The 16338-nt window shown below is 61.7% G+C and carries 19 protein-coding genes; 4 read left to right on the top strand and 15 right to left on the bottom strand.

The window, feature by feature from the left end; all coding sequences use genetic code 11:
• Window positions 1–22: 22 nt before the first annotated feature.
• Window positions 23–340: an iron donor protein CyaY gene (cyaY, locus tag AB6804_RS24435; RefSeq protein WP_035967641.1), complete on the bottom strand. Its 318-nt coding sequence runs from the start codon at window positions 338–340 to the stop codon at window positions 23–25.
• 35 nt (window positions 341–375) lie between these two features.
• On the opposite strand from cyaY, the gene AB6804_RS24430 reads away from it, so the two are divergent.
• Both AB6804_RS24430 and lysA read left to right on the top strand, forming a co-directional pair.
• On the top strand, window positions 376–699 hold the full coding sequence (locus tag AB6804_RS24430; RefSeq protein ID WP_370888649.1) for a lipoprotein: 324 nt from the start codon (window positions 376–378) through the stop codon (window positions 697–699).
• Between the two features lie 63 nt (window positions 700–762).
• Entirely contained in the window at window positions 763–2025 is a 1263-nt protein-coding gene (lysA, locus tag AB6804_RS24425; protein WP_370888648.1) for a diaminopimelate decarboxylase, read from the top strand.
• Between the two features lie 57 nt (window positions 2026–2082).
• Here the strand turns inward: lysA and msrQ are convergent, their stop codons facing one another.
• The 5 genes from msrQ to AB6804_RS24400 form a co-directional block, all read right to left on the bottom strand.
• On the bottom strand, window positions 2083–2733 hold the full coding sequence (msrQ, locus tag AB6804_RS24420; RefSeq protein ID WP_370888647.1) for a protein-methionine-sulfoxide reductase heme-binding subunit MsrQ: 651 nt from the start codon (window positions 2731–2733) through the stop codon (window positions 2083–2085).
• 3 nt (window positions 2734–2736) lie between these two features.
• The gene (gene msrP / locus AB6804_RS24415) at window positions 2737–3726 is read right to left on the bottom strand and encodes a protein-methionine-sulfoxide reductase catalytic subunit MsrP (RefSeq protein WP_370888646.1); all 990 of its coding nucleotides are present in this window, start codon (window positions 3724–3726) and stop codon (window positions 2737–2739) included.
• Window positions 3727–3851: 125 nt separating this feature from the next.
• The gene (gene ccsB / locus AB6804_RS24410; RefSeq protein WP_370888645.1) at window positions 3852–5054 is read right to left on the bottom strand and encodes a c-type cytochrome biogenesis protein CcsB; all 1203 of its coding nucleotides are present in this window, start codon (window positions 5052–5054) and stop codon (window positions 3852–3854) included.
• A 4-nt stretch (window positions 5055–5058) separates the two neighbouring features.
• The gene (locus AB6804_RS24405; protein ID WP_370888644.1) at window positions 5059–7290 is read right to left on the bottom strand and encodes a cytochrome c biogenesis protein ResB; all 2232 of its coding nucleotides are present in this window, start codon (window positions 7288–7290) and stop codon (window positions 5059–5061) included.
• 175 nt (window positions 7291–7465) lie between these two features.
• Window positions 7466–8140, bottom strand: a complete 675-nt coding sequence (locus tag AB6804_RS24400; RefSeq protein WP_370888643.1) for a cytochrome c — start codon at window positions 8138–8140, stop codon at window positions 7466–7468.
• 289 nt (window positions 8141–8429) lie between these two features.
• Here AB6804_RS24400 and yihA point away from each other — a divergent pair, with 289 nt between their 5' ends.
• Together yihA and hemB are read left to right on the top strand one after the other, a co-directional pair.
• Complete coding sequence (gene yihA, locus AB6804_RS24395; RefSeq protein ID WP_370888642.1) at window positions 8430–9083, top strand: ribosome biogenesis GTP-binding protein YihA/YsxC; 654 nt, start codon at window positions 8430–8432, stop codon at window positions 9081–9083.
• Between the two features lie 270 nt (window positions 9084–9353).
• Entirely contained in the window at window positions 9354–10352 is a 999-nt protein-coding gene (gene hemB / locus AB6804_RS24390) for a porphobilinogen synthase (RefSeq protein ID WP_370888641.1), read from the top strand.
• 50 nt (window positions 10353–10402) lie between these two features.
• Here hemB and dsbD read toward each other — a convergent pair whose 3' ends face one another.
• The 9 genes from dsbD to infA all read right to left on the bottom strand — a co-directional run bounded on the left by dsbD (window position 10403) and on the right by infA (window position 16331).
• Window positions 10403–12238, bottom strand: coding sequence for a protein-disulfide reductase DsbD (dsbD, locus tag AB6804_RS24385; RefSeq protein ID WP_370888640.1), 1836 nt, complete (start codon window positions 12236–12238; stop codon window positions 10403–10405).
• Window positions 12231–12563: a divalent-cation tolerance protein CutA gene (gene cutA / locus AB6804_RS24380; protein WP_370888639.1), complete on the bottom strand. Its 333-nt coding sequence runs from the start codon at window positions 12561–12563 to the stop codon at window positions 12231–12233. Before cutA ends, dsbD begins: the two co-directional genes overlap by 8 nt.
• Window positions 12564–12710: 147 nt before the next feature.
• On the bottom strand, window positions 12711–13106 hold the full coding sequence (rplQ, locus tag AB6804_RS24375; protein WP_008344047.1) for a 50S ribosomal protein L17: 396 nt from the start codon (window positions 13104–13106) through the stop codon (window positions 12711–12713).
• Between the two features lie 145 nt (window positions 13107–13251).
• A complete protein-coding gene (rpoA, locus tag AB6804_RS24370; RefSeq protein WP_035967625.1) occupies window positions 13252–14229 on the bottom strand; it encodes a DNA-directed RNA polymerase subunit alpha in 978 nt (325 codons plus the stop codon).
• Window positions 14230–14365: 136 nt separating this feature from the next.
• Window positions 14366–14989, bottom strand: coding sequence for a 30S ribosomal protein S4 (rpsD, locus tag AB6804_RS24365; RefSeq protein ID WP_370888638.1), 624 nt, complete (start codon window positions 14987–14989; stop codon window positions 14366–14368).
• Window positions 14990–15135: 146 nt separating this feature from the next.
• Entirely contained in the window at window positions 15136–15540 is a 405-nt protein-coding gene (gene rpsK / locus AB6804_RS24360; protein WP_006052224.1) for a 30S ribosomal protein S11, read from the bottom strand.
• 28 nt (window positions 15541–15568) lie between these two features.
• Window positions 15569–15934, bottom strand: coding sequence for a 30S ribosomal protein S13 (rpsM, locus tag AB6804_RS24355; RefSeq protein ID WP_008344037.1), 366 nt, complete (start codon window positions 15932–15934; stop codon window positions 15569–15571).
• Between the two features lie 41 nt (window positions 15935–15975).
• Window positions 15976–16092, bottom strand: coding sequence for a 50S ribosomal protein L36 (gene rpmJ / locus AB6804_RS24350; RefSeq protein WP_004199844.1), 117 nt, complete (start codon window positions 16090–16092; stop codon window positions 15976–15978).
• 20 nt (window positions 16093–16112) lie between these two features.
• Window positions 16113–16331: a translation initiation factor IF-1 gene (gene infA, locus AB6804_RS24345; protein ID WP_004521905.1), complete on the bottom strand. Its 219-nt coding sequence runs from the start codon at window positions 16329–16331 to the stop codon at window positions 16113–16115.
• Between the last annotated feature and the right edge of the window lie 7 nt (window positions 16332–16338).

Here is a 16338-nt window from a genome sequence, read left to right as displayed (position 1 = left end):
TTTCTCTCACCTCACGAGCCGGTCACGCTGAAAAGCGGATCGGCTCGCCTGCCTGTTCAGTCGAATACTTGCTCAGCGCGGCGAAAAACTCGCTGTCGTCCCGGGTGTCGCGCCACTGACCATCGACGTATTTGTAGTGGAATCCGCCCGACTTCGCCGCGAGCCAGATTTCGTGCTTCGGCGGCTGCAAGTTGACGATCACCTTCGTGCGATTCTCGAATTCCAGCGTCAGCACATTGCCGCTTCGCTCGAATTCGATGTCGGCTTCGGCCGTGTCCACATCGCGCTCGATCGCGGTCAGCACGGCCTCCGCCAACGTCAGGTATTCCTGGTCTGTCATGCTAAACTCCATCGATTCTATGTACAGGGACGGTCATGCGAGTTGTTTTCAGGATGAGCGCGATTGTAGCGGCTGTCAGCGTTTGCGCCGCGGCCACAATCACGCTCGGCGGTTGTGGGCAACGCGGTCCGCTTTATCTTCCCGTCGTGCCTCCCATGCCGCAGCGTCCTGACAATCTGCAGGATACGCCGCCTTCCGACGTAACTCCCGACGACGAAACCGCCTCGCGCGCCAACCCGGCCCGCGCTGCATCCGGCGACATTCCGGACACGTCGGGCGACGCGCTCTCGCTCGCGCCCGAGACGGACCTGAAACCCACGCCCGCCGCCGCACCCAAAGCGGCTTCGTCGGCGTACTGACAGCAAGCCTGTGCGCCTTCTGGCGCATCCCGAACCTGATTCCGATTCCACCCGCGCACACGCATGAGTGATTCCGCATTCCATTATGTCGACGGCGCACTTCACGCCGAAGGCGTTTCCGCCGCGTCGCTCGCGCAGCAGTTCGGCACGCCGCTCTACGTCTATTCCCGCGATGAGCTGACGCGCGCCTATCGCGCTTATGCCGATGCGTGCGCCGGCCGCCGCGCGAGCGTTCACGTCGCGGTGAAGGCCAACAGCAATCTCGCCGTCCTCAATGTGTTCGCGCGTCTGGGCGCGGGCTTCGACATCGTGTCGTCGGGGGAACTGGCGCGCGTGCTGGCTGCTGGCGGGAAAGCCGGGAACACGGTGTTTTCGGGCGTCGGCAAAACGGCGGCGGAAATGCGCGAAGCGCTCGAAGCCGGCGTGAAGTGCTTCAACGTGGAATCGATTCCCGAGCTGCATGCGTTGAACGACGTGGCGCAATCGCTCGGCAAGCGCGCGCCGGTTTCCTTGCGCGTGAATCCGGACGTCGACGCGAAGACGCATCCGTATATCTCCACGGGCCTGAAGTCGAACAAGTTCGGCGTAGCCTTCAGCGACGCCCGCGCGACCTACCGCGCCGCACACGCGATGGCGAATCTGGACGTGGTCGGCATCGACTGCCACATCGGTTCGCAGATTACGGAAATCAGCCCGTATCTGGATGCCATCGACAAGCTGCTCGAACTCGTCGAACAGATTGAAGCGGACGGCATGAGCATTCGTCACGTGGATGTCGGCGGCGGCCTCGGCATCACGTACGACGACGAAACTCCGCCGGATATCGGCGATTTCGTGCGCACGTTGCTCGATCACATCGAAAAGCGCGGCCACGGTCAGCGCGAAGTGTATTTCGAGCCGGGGCGCTCGCTCGTCGGCAACGCGGGCATCTTGCTGACGCGCGTCGAATTCCTGAAGCCGGGCGAGGAGAAGAACTTCGCCATCGTCGATGCCGCGATGAACGATCTCGCGCGCCCCGCGATGTACGAGGCGTTTCATCGCATCGTCCCCGTGGTGAAGCGCGATGCGCCGGCGCACAAGTACGACGTGGTCGGTCCGGTCTGCGAAAGCGGCGACTGGCTCGGGCGCGATCGCGATCTGGCCGTCGAACCGGGCGATCTGCTCGCGGTCTGCTCGGCGGGCGCGTACGGCTTCGTGATGAGCTCGAACTACAACACCCGCCCGCGCGCCGCCGAAGTGATGGTGGACGGCGAGCGCGCGCGCATTGTGCGAGCGCGCGAAGAGGTCAAACAGTTGTTCGCCGGGGAATCGATTCTGCCGGACTGAGCCGCTTCACGCGGTCGACGAAAGAAGGAAGGCGACGCTCGACTAGCGTCGCTTTTTTTACGTGCGTGCGTTCCGCGCCCGAAGCCACGCGACCAGGCGCCAGCCCAGCAACACGATCACGATTGCGCCGTAGATCTTGGGCAATTCGAAATCGTGCTTGCCTGCCTTCATCCACCAGAAATGCAGGATGGCGAGCGCCGCGATGAGATAGATCGTCCGATGCAGCGTCTGCCAGCGGCGGCCGAGCTTTCTCACCATCGCCTTGGGCGATGTCACGGCGAGCGGAATCAGCAACACGAACGCCGCGAAGCCCATTGTGATGAATGGCCGCTTGCCGATGTCCTTCAGCATCTCCGCCACGTCGAACCACTTGTCGAACCAGATGTACGTCGTGAAGTGCAGCACGGCGAAAAAGAATGCATACAGCCCGATCATGCGGCGAAAACGCACGAGCGCGGTCACGCCCGTCAGGCGTCGCGCCGGCGTGACGGCGAGCGTGATGCACAGGTAGACGAGCGTCCAGAGTCCGGTCGAGCGCGTGATGAATTCGATCGGATTCGCGCCCAGCCCCGACGTGAGGCCAAGCACGACGATGCGCGCCAACGGGTAAAGCATCGCGATGAAGACGGCGACCTTCGCAGGCGCGATCCAGTTTCGACTCTGCGGCGCGGCGGCGGTAGCGCGTTTGATTTCAGTGGCGGTCGGCATGGTTCAGAAGTTTTTCTTGAGGTCCATGCCCTGATACAACGATGCGACCTGATCGTCGTAGCCGTTGAATATCAGCGTCTTGCGTTTCGGCGCGAAGAAGCCGTCCTCGCCGATGCGCCGCTCCGTCGCCTGGCTCCAGCGCGGATGATCGACGTTCGGATTCACGTTCGAATAGAAGCCGTATTCGCTCGGCGCGTAAGTGTTCCAGCTCGTCGGCGGCTGCTTTTCGACGAAACGGATTTTCACCAGCGACTTCGCGCTCTTGAAGCCGTACTTCCACGGCACGATGATCCGGACCGGCGCGCCGTTCTGGTTCGGCAGCACTTCGCCGTATAGGCCGACGGTCAGCAGCGTGAGCGGGTTCATCGCCTCGTCCATGCGCAGGCCTTCGGAGTACGGCCAATCGAGGATGGGCGTCGACAGCCCGGGCATCTGGGACGAATCGGCCAGACTGATGAACTGCACGTACTTCGCGTTGCCCGCCGGCTCGGCGCGCTTGATCAGTTCCGACAGCGAGACGCCGATCCACGGAATCACCATCGACCAGCCTTCGACGCAACGCAGCCGATAGACGCGCTCTTCCAGCGGGGCAATCTTGAGCATCTCGTCGATGTCATACACCTTCGGATTCTTGATCGCGCCTTCGACCGACACTTTCCACGGCCGCGGACGCAGCGTGCTCGCATGCTGCGCGGGATCGCTCTTGTCGGTGCCGAACTCGTAGAAGTTGTTGTACGTCGTGATGTCCTTGAGCGACGTGGGCTTGTCGAGCGCGACGAACTTGGGGTTCGTCGTCGCCGCGAGCTTCTGGCCTTTGGCATCCGGTGAAGTCAGCGTCGCGTGCGCGAAACCGCTCGCGCCGGCGAAACCCGTGGCGGCGAGTGCGCCCATCGATTGCAACACGCGCCGCCGATTTTCGAACACGTGCCGCGGCGTGATTTCGCTGCTGTCGATGTCGTCGCCGTAAAGCGCGCCATTACGTTTGATCCACATGAGACGACTCCCTTTGCATTCGTCGTTACCGGTGCAAACAGCACGGCCGGTGCCCGTATTCCACGTTAGAACGAAAAAAACCGCCAGCGTGATGCGTGGCGGTTTTTTCTTTCGATGCGGCCGGATCAGAGCTTGCCGTAGCTGTGCAAGCCCGACAGGAACATGTTGACGCCGAGGAACGCGAACGTCGTCACGATGAGGCCCGTCAGCGCCCACCACGCCGCCGCCGCGCCGCGCAGGCCCTTCATCAGCCGCATGTGCAGCCACGCCGCGTAATTCAGCCAGACAATCAGCGCCCAGGTTTCCTTCGGGTCCCAGCTCCAGTAGCCGCCCCACGCTTCCGCCGCCCACAGCGCGCCGAGAATCGTCGCGATGGTGAAGAACGCGAAACCGACGGCGATCGACTTGTACATGACGTCGTCGAGCACTTCGAGCGACGGCAGGCGGTCGGCCAGCACGCCGCGCTGCTTCGCCAGATACGCGACCGAAACCATCGCCGAGAGCGCGAAGCTGCCGTAGCCGATGAAGTTCGCCGGCACGTGGATCTTCATCCACCAGCTTTGCAGCGCGGGCACGAGCGGCTGAATCTGCTGCGCGTCGCGGGCGATCGAATACCACATCAGGAAGCCGACCGCCGCGCTGATCACGAGCAGCACGAACGCGCCCATCTGGCGGGTCGCGTAATGCTGCTCGTAGTAGAGATAGAAGAGCGAAGTGATCAGGCAGAACAGCACGAACACTTCATACAGGTTCGAGATGGGAATATGGCCGACGTCGCTGCCGATCATGTACGACTCGTACCAGCGCACCATGAGACCGGTGAAGCCCATCAGCACCGCAACCCACGTCATGCGCGAACCGATTGCGCCGCCCGTCTGTGAGCGCGTCAGCAGGCCGATCCAGTAGAACAGCGTCGCAAGAATGAAGAGCGCGCTCATCCACAGAATCGCGGATTGGCTCGACAGAAAATACTTGAGGAAGAAATTGGTGTCCGCGCGGGCGAGGTCGTGCTGATAAAGCTGAATCGACGACAAAGCCAGTACCGCGATCAACGCGATCAGCAAGCGCACCGGTTTCCAGCGCCAGCCGAGGACAACGAACGTCGGCACCGCGCCGATCAGCACGGCCATGTCGTACACGTCCATGTACGCGTGATAGCGGTTCAGCGCGAAGCCCGCGCCCGCGACCATCGCGAGGGCGAACAGCCAGTCGAGCGCGCCGAGCTTGCGGAAGAACGGACGATCGTCGAACACGCCGGCATCAGGAAGGCCGGATGCCGGACGTTCCGTCTTGGCGGAGGCGTGAGAGGAGGTCTGTGTGAGGTCCATGATCTTACCGTGATGAAACTTCCGAGCTGGCAGCTTCGGATGTCGATTGCGACGAGGCGGCGACGGGCGCGGTCGCCGCGGCCGGATCGACCGGCGATGCGCCGAGAGCGGCCGCCACTGCGGCGCGCGTGCGCTCGAACTCCTTCTCGAAGTCGAGCGTGCGGCGTGCGGTGGACATCGCCATCAGCACGCTTGCGCCGCCTTGTCCTGTATCTTTGAGCCAGAACCAGAGCCGGCGTTCGCGCACGTAGAACATCGAGAAAATGCCGACCACCAGCAGGAGGCTGCCAAGATACACCACTTTTTTACCCGGCGCGCGCGTCAACTGGAATACCGAAGCCTGGATCTGCTTGAACGTATCCAGTTGCAGAAAGACGGGAGAACCGTACAGAAAGCTGTCGGAAAGCGCGTTGATCGACGCCTGCACGAACGCGGTGCTCTTCTCGTCGATTTTCGCGGCGGGCAGGCCGTTCTGTTCGCGCGAAATTTGCCAGACGTCCCACATCGCGCCTTCAAGCATGCGCATCAGAAGTCCTGCGGCTTTCTCCTGCTCGCCCTTCGGCACCGAGCGATCGATAAAACCGGCGATGCCCTGGAATCCGCCAAACGTCTGCGGATTCGTGGTTGCCGCGCCGGTTTCGTCCGCTCCGGCGAAAAGGTTCAGCACGCGGATCGCGCTCTCCTCGAGATGCTTCTGCATCTCCACGTTCGTCGGTGGCACGGAACGCAGTGCAAAACGATGCGCCGCTTCGACGCGCGTTGCGGGCGTCGCGAGTGCCGCGCGCAGTTCCATCCACTGCTTGACCGAGCCCTGTTCGTCGGCGGGAATGCGCAGATAGCGGAACGGATCGTTAGGGCTCACGCGCATGCCGGCGAGAAACATTCGCTGCCCGCCGACATCCACCGGCAGCATGTAGTTGCTGTACTCGCGCGCCTGGCCGTCCGTGCCGCGCACCTTGTATTGCACCGACGGGCCGACGTTGCGCAGATCGGTCGGCTTCGACGTTTTCGCGCCGGAGCCGAGGCGCTCGTCGAACGCATCGCGCAGCGTCTCCTTCTTGCCGACGCCGCGTGCGTCCGGCGTGCCGCTGCCGTCCGTCATGTTCTCGACGTTGATCGCGCGGAAGTCCGTGAATTCGACCGTTTCGCCCTTCGCGCCCGCGAACTGCGCGCCAATCGGCGCGCTGCCGCCGATGGTCCCGTTCACGGGCGACGTCTTTGCGCTGCCGCCGGCCATCGGCCAGGCGGTCATTTCGAGCTTCGAGCCGCCGTCCTGGAAGCTCGACTGATAAATCGACACGCCTTCATACGTGAACGGCTTGTTCACTTCGATACGCGCCGGAATGCGCTTGCCGGTCTTGTGATCGATCACGACGATATCGCTCGCGAAGAGCTTCGGCATGCCGGTCGAGTAGTAATCGACGATGAACTTGTCGAGCTGAATCGAGAAAGGAAGGTCCTGAATGATCGAGCCACCCGGCTGATTCAAAATGGCGGTGCCGACGTACTGCCCTTCCGGCACCCACGCGTAGCCGCGGAAAGTCGGGTTCGACGTCGACAGGCGATGCTCGGCCGGAATGTCGTTGATGACGGCGTTGGAGTTGATCGGCGTTTTGTCGAAGAGCCACATTTGCAGCTTGATCGGCAGGTTGCTGTCGAGCAGCCCGCCAATACAGATGACGACGATCGCCAAGTGCGCCGAGATATAGCCGATCTTCGTGAGCGCGCCGCGCTTGCCGGCGATGAGCGTCGCACCGGTGTCCGTCTCGCGCCGGATGAACCGGTAGCCCATCTTCGTGCCGAGGCGCTCGAGCGTCGCCGCACTCTGCGCGCGATTCGCCGGCGTCACGAACTCGCCCTTGTGATGAAACGCGCGCAGGCTGCCTTCGTGCACGCGGTCTTTCCAGCTCTTGATGTCGGCGATCATCTTCGGGCCATTGCGCACCACGCACAGCGACACGGAGATCACCAGAAAGATCAGGATCAGCATGAACCACCACGCGCTGTAGACGGTGTAGAGGCTCAGGCCGCGAAAAATGTCCGCCCAGAACGGGCCAAACTGATTGACGTAGTTCGGGTACGGGTCTTCTTGCGTAAGCACCGTACCGATGATGCTCGCTATCGCCAATACGACCAGCAAGGCGATGGCGAAACGCATCGAACTCACCAGTTCGACGAAATGCCTGATGGCGCGGCGGCTAGACTTCGACTGCATGCCCGATGTGGTGACGCTCATTCAAACTCCGGCTGACAGCAAAAAAGGGTGGAGACGCCAACGGTCTGACCGACCGACGTCCCACCCTTTTCTTGTTCTCGCGCCTGCCTCTGTGGGCCGGCTTCGTATCGTAGTATGGGCGATCCCGCGCTTTCTTGCTTTTCAGCCGGGAACCGCTGGACGCTGCGTGCTGCGTTTAATGCAATCCGGCGATGTAATCCGCTACCGCTTTCATCTCGGCATCGTTGAGGCGGGACGAGATGGCGCGCATCGGCTCGCTGTTGTTGCGCGTGCCCTGCGCGAAGGCGTTCAACTGCGCGGCGGTGTAATCGCCCCACTGCCCCGACAATCGCGGATATTGCACCGGGATACCCATGCCCGTTGCGCCGTGACAGGCGGCGCACGCCGGCACGCCCTTGTCCGCGATGCCGCCACGGTAGATCTTCTGGCCGAGCGCGACGGTGTTCTTGTCGCGCGCATAGTTAGGCTTGGCCTTTTGCGAAGCGAAGTACGCGGCGACGTTGACCATGTCCTGATCCGTGAGCGCGCTGGCAATGCCCGTCATGATCGGATTGTTGCGCGCCGGCGCTTTCGCGCCCGGCTGGGTCTTGTAATCCTTCAACTGCTTGACGATGTATTCCGCGTGCTGGCCCGCGAGCTTCGGAAATGCGGCGCCGGCGCTGTTGCCGTCCGCCGCATGGCACGCCGCGCAGACCTGGGTGGCGATGGCCTGCCCTCTCGTCACATCGGGCTTGGCCGGCTGGGCGGACTCCGCCGCGCTCGCCGATACCGCAAACCCACTCAAACTTGCACCGAAACCGAAAGCCGCCGCTGCCTTGAGCACCACCAGAGACCTGTACAGTCGGTTCATTCGCGTACCCTGTTTTTCGTCTTGTGAGAATGTGAGGTTCTGCAAAAAACGACGGCAACCGAACATGCCGCAAGATACCCGAACGAAAGGGCTCCAAAGACGCCCTGAAAACTGTCTCGCTCCTTGTTGGGCAACGCCTGCGGCCCTGGATCTTACGCCCTGCGGGTCTTTAAAAATCCGTCGTATTGTACAATAACCCGCTACACGCAAAGACGCCAGTCGGGGCATGCCCAGTATTTGCCGGGGTTCTCAAGGCTTCAGTCATCGCCTCTCTCTCGATCGCCCGCCAATGTCATTTCTGCTCCATCAAGCTCGCTTCTTCACCACCGTCAACCATCTGCGCGACCTTCCGCCGACTCCGCAGCCGGAAATCGCGTTCGCCGGGCGGTCGAATGCCGGCAAGTCCACCGCCATCAACATCCTCTGCAATCAGAAGCGGCTTGCGTTCGCCAGCAAGACGCCCGGGCGCACGCAGCACATCAACTATTTCGCAGTCGGTCCGAAGGACGCGCCCGTCGCGCATCTCGTCGACTTGCCCGGCTACGGCTATGCCGAAGTGCCGGGCGCGGCCAAGGCGCATTGGCAGCAATTGCTCTCCACGTACTTGCAAAGCCGTGCGCAGTTGCGCGGCATGATCCTGATGATGGATTCGCGCCGTCCGTTGACCGAACTGGACCGGATCATGATCGACTGGTTCGCACCGACCGGTAAGCCGATCCACGCGCTCCTCACAAAATGCGACAAATTGACGCGACAGGAGATGACCAACGCGCTGCGGGCGACGCAGAAAGCGTTCGGGGAATACAAGGCAGCGGGGTATCGCGGTGAGTTGAGCGTGCAGCTTTTCTCGGCGCTCAAGCGCACCGGTCTTGACGAAGCGCATGAACTGATCGAGAGCTGGCTGATTCCCGAACAGACGGCGCCCGGCGACGCGGCACAGTGACGGCACGACCGGCGCGATCAGTTCGTCGGCACAGGCAGACATAAAAAAACCCGCCGCATAACGGCGGGTCAACAGCCTAATCGCATAACGATTGGCGCCCGCTCAGGGAGGAGAAGCGGGGAGCGCGGCGCAAGCGCGTTGCTCGATCGGTATGATATACCATTGTCTCAAAACGTTTCCTCGACGCGGGCGGGCTTGTCCCATATGGCTCGAGCGCCCCGGAACCACGTTTCCGATCTCCCTCCGAAGCACATCACATCGAGTCACGTCATGAGTTTCTATCCCCATCATCGTCCGCGCCGCATGCGTCGCGATGACTTTTCGCGCCGGATGATGCGCGAGAACATCCTCACCACGAACGATCTGATCTACCCGGTTTTCATCGTCGAAGGCACGAATGAGCGCCAGTCGATTCCGTCGATGCCCGGCGTCGAGCGCACGTCCGTCGATCTGCTGATGAAGGTCGCCGAGCAGTGCGTCGAACTCGGCGTGCCGGTGATCTCGCTGTTCCCGGCGATCGAACCGTCCATCAAGACGCCCGACGGCCGCGAGGCGACGAATCCGGAAGGCCTGATTCCGCGCGCCGTGCGCGAACTCAAGAAGAACTTTCCGGCGCTCGGCGTGCTGACGGACGTCGCGCTCGATCCGTACACGAGCCACGGCCAGGACGGCGTGCTGGACGAAGACGGCTACGTGAAGAACGACGAAACGAGCGAGATTCTCGTCGAGCAGGCGCGCACGCAGGCGGAAGCTGGCGTGGATATCGTCGCGCCGTCGGACATGATGGATGGCCGCATCGGCGCGATCCGCGAGATGCTCGAAAGCGACGGGCACATCCACACACGCATCATGGCGTATGCCGCGAAATACGCGTCGGCGTTCTACGGCCCTTTCCGCGACGCGGTCGGTTCGGCGGCGAATCTCGGCAAGGGCAACAAGATGACCTATCAGATGGACCCGTCGAACTCCGATGAAGCGATGCGCGAAGTGCGCATGGACATCGAAGAAGGCGCGGACATGGTGATGGTCAAACCGGGCATGCCGTATCTGGACATCGTGTGGCGCGTCAAAGACGAGTTCCGCTTCCCGACGTATGCGTATCAGGTCAGCGGTGAATACGCGATGATCAAGGCCGCCACGCAAAACGGCTGGCTCGATCACGACAAGGCGATGATGGAATCGCTGCTCGCCTTCAAGCGCGCGGGCGCGGACGGCGTGCTGACGTACTTCGCGCTCGACGCGGCGCGCATTCTGCGGGCATCGAAGTAAATCTGAGCCGCTGATGAGAAAAAGGCGATGCCTCGCGGCATCGCCTTTTTTTATCCGTTGGAAGGACCGAGTTTGTCGAGGCTCTTCAGGAACTTGTCCGCCGATTCATAGCCGACGACCCGCGCCACCTCGTTGCCCTTGTCATCGAAGAAAATGATGCCGGGCGGGCCGAACAGCTTGAAGCGCTTGAGAAGGAATTGATCGTCGGCGCTGTTCGCGGTCACATCAGCGCGCAGCAGATTGAGTTGCGCGAGCCGCGCCTGCACCCGCGCATCCGAGAACGTCAGGCTCTCCATTTCCTTGCAGGAGACGCACCAGTCGGCATAGAAGTCGAGCATCGCGGGGCGCGCGGCCGCCTTCACCGCAGAATCCAGTTCCGCCGATGTTCGCACCGGCGCGAAGATCGGCCCCTGGTTCTGCGCACCGTTCGTCGCTGGCCCGCCACTGCGCGACGCCAGCACCGCCAGCGGACGCAGTGGGTCAGTCGAGCCTGCCGCGAGGCCGACAAGCAGCGTCGCAGCCCAGACGGCGAGCGCCGCTCCGACTCCGCGTCCCAGACGCGTCCAGACATTCGCCGGTGTTGCCGCGCCGCGAGCGAAGAAACCAAGCGACGCAGCCGCGATCAGCAGCCACAGCGCGCTCAGCAACATCCGCGCGACACCGCCGGCCACCGGCCAGACGATCCACAAGGCCGCAGCAAGCAGCACGACGCCGAAGAACACTTTCACGCTGTCCATCCACGCGCCGGCGCGCGGCAGTATCGAACCCGCGCCCAGTCCGATGACGAGCAACGGCACGCCGAGGCCGACGCCCATCGCGAATAGCGCCGCGCCACCGAGCATCGCATCGCCGGTATGCGCGATGAACGCTAGCACCGCGAACAGCGGCGCCGTCATGCACGCGCCGACGACGAGCGCGGACAACGCACCCATGACGGCGACCGCGGCGAACTTGCCGCCAGTGCGCTTCTGCGACGCCTCGTTCACGCTGCTTTGCCACCGCTCGGGCAAGGCGATATCGATTCCTGAGATGAGCGCGACCGCGAAGATCGCGAGCAGCACGCCGAACGTGCCCAGCACCCAGGGGTTCTGCAGCCAGGCGCCGAGGCTCTGGCCGATCAGCGCCGCCGCCACGCCGAGGACGGTATAGACGAGCGCCATCCCGAACACATAGCACGCTGAGAGCGCGAACCCGCGGGAGCGCGTCACCCGCGCGCCTTCACCGACGATGATCGCCGACAAGATCGGGATCATCGGATAGGAGCACGGCAGCAGACTCAGCACCATCCCGGCGACGAAGTACAGCCCGACGACGGCAAAGAATCCGCCGCCTTCGAGCATCGACTGCGCGTAGTCGGCGCTCGTCGCGCGATCGAACCAGGATTGCGATGCATCGGCCGCCGAGGGGGTCGACGGTGACGCGCCTGCCGCCTGCAGCGCCGAGCCTTTCACGCGATACATGCGCTCCATCGGCGGATAACAGATGCCCTTCTCAGCGCAACCCTGCGACGTCACAGCGAGCTCGAACGGTCCCTTCGCCTGCGCAACCGGAATGCGAATGACCAGTTCGCCGCGATACGTCTCGACATCCTTGTTGAACGTCTGGTCGAAGTGGACTTTTCCGGCCGGCAGTTGCGCCGCGCCGATGATGGCGTCACCGCTCTTCACCGCGAACGCGAACCGCTCGCGGTACATGTAATAGCCGTCGGCGATCTTGTATCGCACGTCGACTTCGCCCGGCTGCTCGGTGGCGCTGAACTTGAAGGCGACGGCGGGATCGAGGAAGTCGTCGTCTGCGCGCGCCACCCCAATGACCGCGCACAACATCATCAACAGGACGAACACGCCGAAGACGCGATGCGCGGCGCTACGAGAAAGCTCAAACATGAAGAGGACGCTGCGTTTCTGCATTGACCCATTGACCGTAACCCGGCGACGCATCCGCCTGCCAGACAAGGATTTCGGGCGTTTCATAGGGATGCCGCGCCTCGATGAAGCGCTGCAATTCTTCGCTGCGCGCGACGCTCGTCTTGAGCAGCACCTGCACTTCCTCCGACGATTCCAGCGCGCCCTTCCAGTGGTACTGCGACTCCACCGCGCCGCGCCTGGTCACACACGCGGCCAGCCGTGCTTCAAGAACCGCCTGCGCGAGCGCGCGCGCCGATTCGGCGTCGGGCAGTGTCGTCAACATTAGAACGACAGGAACATTCACCTACGGCTCCATAGAGTTCGGACTACGCCTGATATCGTAGCATTCGCGACTGACGCGCATCGTCATGCACGAACTGACGCCGTCGCCGTCGCCAAAAACAAAAAGGCCAAGCAGAGCTTGGCCTTTTCGCTAAACCACTTACCGAACTTATTCAGCTTCCTGAACTTCTTCGGTTTCTTCGACTTCCGGGCGATCCATCAGTTGGACCAGCGCCATCGGAGCGTTGTCGCCGACGCGGAAACCGAACTTCAGGATGCTCAGATAGCCACCCGGACGGTTCGCGTAACGCGGGCCGAGAACGTCGAACAGCTTCGCGACGGAATCACGGTCGCGCAGGCGGTTGAACGCGAGACGGCGGTTTGCCAGCGACGGCTTCTTGCCGAGCGTGATCAGCGGCTCGACGACCTTACGCAGTTCCTTGGCCTTCGGCAGCGTCGTCTTGATGACTTCGTGCTCGATCAGCGAATTCGACATGTTACGGAGCATTGCCAGACGGTGGCTGCTCGTGCGGTTCAGTTTCCGCAAACCATGCTTGTGACGCATTTTCAGTTCCTTTAACGAGTTTTGATCCAGCTCTTCTATTGCGCTTTGCCGGAATACGGCTGCGCACGGGCCGGTCGAAGAAAAAGCAAGACGCGGATTTTAAAGCAAAATCCGCGTCTATGCCAGTTACAGCGTGTCGACGCTCTTACTTGTCGAGACCAGCCGGCGGCCAGTTTTCGAGCTTCATGCCGAGCGTCAGGCCACGCGAGGCCAACACTTCCTTGATCTCGTTCAGCGACTTGCGACCGAGGTTCGGCGTCTTCAGCAGCTCGTTTTCCGTGCGCTGGATCAGATCGCCGATGTAGTAGATGTTCTCGGCCTTCAGGCAGTTCGCGGAACGAACCGTGAGTTCGAGATCGTCCACCGGACGCAGAAGGATCGGATCGATCTGCGGCGCGCGTGACGGCGCTTCCGCTGCGGCTTCCGTGCCTTCCAGTGCTGCGAACACCGACAGTTGATCGACCAGAATGCGCGCCGATTGACGGATCGCTTCTTCCGGCGAAATCACACCGTTGGTTTCGATGTTCATCACGAGCTTGTCGAGGTCGGTACGCTGTTCGACACGCGCGCTTTCCACTGCATAGCTCACGCGACGCACCGGCGAGAACGACGCATCCAGAACGATGCGACCGATGATCTTGCCCGACTCTTCGCCATAGCGACGAACGTTGCCGGGCACATACCCGCGGCCCTTTTCGATCTTGATCTGAACGTCGAGCTTGCCGCCCTTCGAGAGATGAGCAATCACGTGATCCGGGTTGATGACCTCGCAATCGTGGGCGAGTTCGATATCGCCGGCCGTGACCACGCCTTCGCCTTCCTTGCGCAGCGTCACCGTGACTTCGTCGCGGTTGTGCAGCTTGAAGACGACGCCCTTCAGGTTCAACAGCAGGTTGACCACATCCTCTTGCACACCATCGAGCGTCGAGTATTCGTGCACGACGCCTGCGATCGTCACTTCGGTCGGCGCGTAGCCCACCATCGACGACAGCAGCACGCGCCGAAGCGCGTTACCCAAGGTGTGGCCATAGCCGCGTTCGAACGGCTCCATAACCACTTTCGCATGGCTCTCGCCAAGCGATTCAACTGCAATGATCTTGGGCTTCAACAAACTGGTTTGCATAGGTTTTCCTTTTCAATACCCTCGGCTCGTTACACCGATAAGGCTGACCGGTAACAACCTGAAAATTAAACAGCCGAGGATGCCGATTTGCCATGAGCAATCAGGCTCCCCGGCTGCTAATCCGATTACCGCGCGATTAACGCGAATACAATTCGACGATCAGGCTTTCGTTGATGTCGCCAGCGATATCGCTGCGTTCCGGCATCGACTTGAACGTTCCTTCGAACTTCTTCCCGTCGACCGACACCCAGCTCGGCATTCCGCCTTGCTCGGCCAGCGACAGCGCCTCGACGATACGAGCCTGCTTGCGCGACTGCTCGCGAACGGAGACGACGTCGCCCGACTTGACTTGCATCGACGGGATGTTCGCGACTTGACCGTTCACCATGATCGACTTGTGGCTGACGAGCTGACGCGCTTCAGCGCGCGTCGAGCCGAAGCCCATGCGATACACGACGTTGTCGAGACGCGACTCGAGCAATTGCAGCAGGTTTTCGCCCGTCGGGCCCTTGCGGCGGTCGGCTTCGGCGAAGTAGCGGCGGAACTGACGCTCCAGCACACCGTAGATACGCTTCACCTTTTGCTTTTCGCGCAATTGGGTGCCGTAGTCGGACGTACGTGCGCCCGAGGTGCGGCCGTGTTGGCCGGGCTTGCTGTCAAGCTTGCACTTGTCGGCGAGCGAGCGGCGTGCGCTCTTCAGGAACAGATCGGTGCCTTCACGGCGGGACAGCTTGGCTTTAGGACCGGTATAGCGTGCCACGTTGAATCCTTAAAAATTAATCACGCGAACTCTCGTTCGCGCTAGTCCGAACCCTTTGGGCCGAACGGTGGGCTTAGTCAAATTCATCACGCACGAAACCCGCCGATACTTACGCATCAGCAGGAACATGCGCTCGCGTCGTCGCCTTAGATGCGGCGGCGCTTCGGCGGACGGCAACCGTTGTGCGGGACCGGCGTCACGTCGGAGATCGCGGTGATCTTGATGCCAAGACCATGCAACGCGCGCACCGCCGATTCACGGCCAGGGCCGGGGCCCTTGATCCGCACTTCGAGGTTCTTCACGCCGTATTCCATCGCCACGCGGCCAGCCGATTCGGCTGCGACCTGAGCTGCAAACGGCGTCGACTTACGCGAGCCCTTGAAACCCTGGCCACCGGAGGTCGCCCATGCCAGCGCGTTACCTTGACGGTCCGTGATCGTGATGATGGTGTTGTTGAACGACGCGTGAACGTGAACCACGCCCTCGGCGACGTTCTTCTTGACCTTCTTGCGAACGCGTTGCGCCGCGGAGTTGTTCGAAGCCTTAGCCATTACGTTTTCCTGTAACTGTCAGTTCCGCTTACTTCTTCAGCGATTGCGCTGCACGACGCGGACCCTTGCGAGTACGGGCGTTGGTGCGCGTGCGCTGGCCACGCAGGGGCAGGCCCTTGCGATGACGCATGCCGCGGTAGCAACCCAAGTCCATCAGGCGCTTGATGTTCATCGTCACTTCACGGCGCAGATCGCCTTCGACGATGAACTTGCCCACTTCGTCACGCAGCTTTTCGAGGTCTGCGTCGGTGAGGTCCTTGACCTTCTTCGAAAATTCCACACCAGCAGCGGTGCAAATGCCGCGCGAGCGCGTGCGTCCGATGCCGAAGATTGCCGTCAGGCCGATCTCGGTATGCTGGTGATTCGGGATGTTAACCCCTGCGATACGAGCCATTGTTTTTCCTCAAACAAAAAGCGCAAGCAAAAGCGCGGCGTTCAGCCTTGACGCTGTTTGTGGCGCGGATCAGAGCTGCAAATCACGCGCACAACGCCCTTGCGCTTGATGATCTTGCAATTGCGGCAAATGCGCTTAACCGATGCCATCACTTTCATGATATTACCCTTTTTTCAAATCACTTCGCCCGGAACACGATCCGTGCACGAGACAGATCGTAAGGCGTCAATTCAACCGTAACCTTGTCGCCTGGCAGGATGCGGATGTAGTGCATCCGCATCTTTCCAGAAATGTGTCCCAGGACGACATGGCCATTCTCCAATTTCACCCGGAAAGTAGCGTTGGGGAGGTTTTCAATGACCTCGCCCTGCATCTGGATTACATCGTCTTTGGCCATAGTCCTA

It is taken from the genome of Caballeronia sp. RCC_10, assembly GCF_041360715.1.
In the GTDB taxonomy this organism is placed as follows: domain Bacteria; phylum Pseudomonadota; class Gammaproteobacteria; order Burkholderiales; family Burkholderiaceae; genus Caballeronia; species Caballeronia grimmiae.
This window is presented reverse-complemented; position numbering and strand designations above follow the sequence as displayed.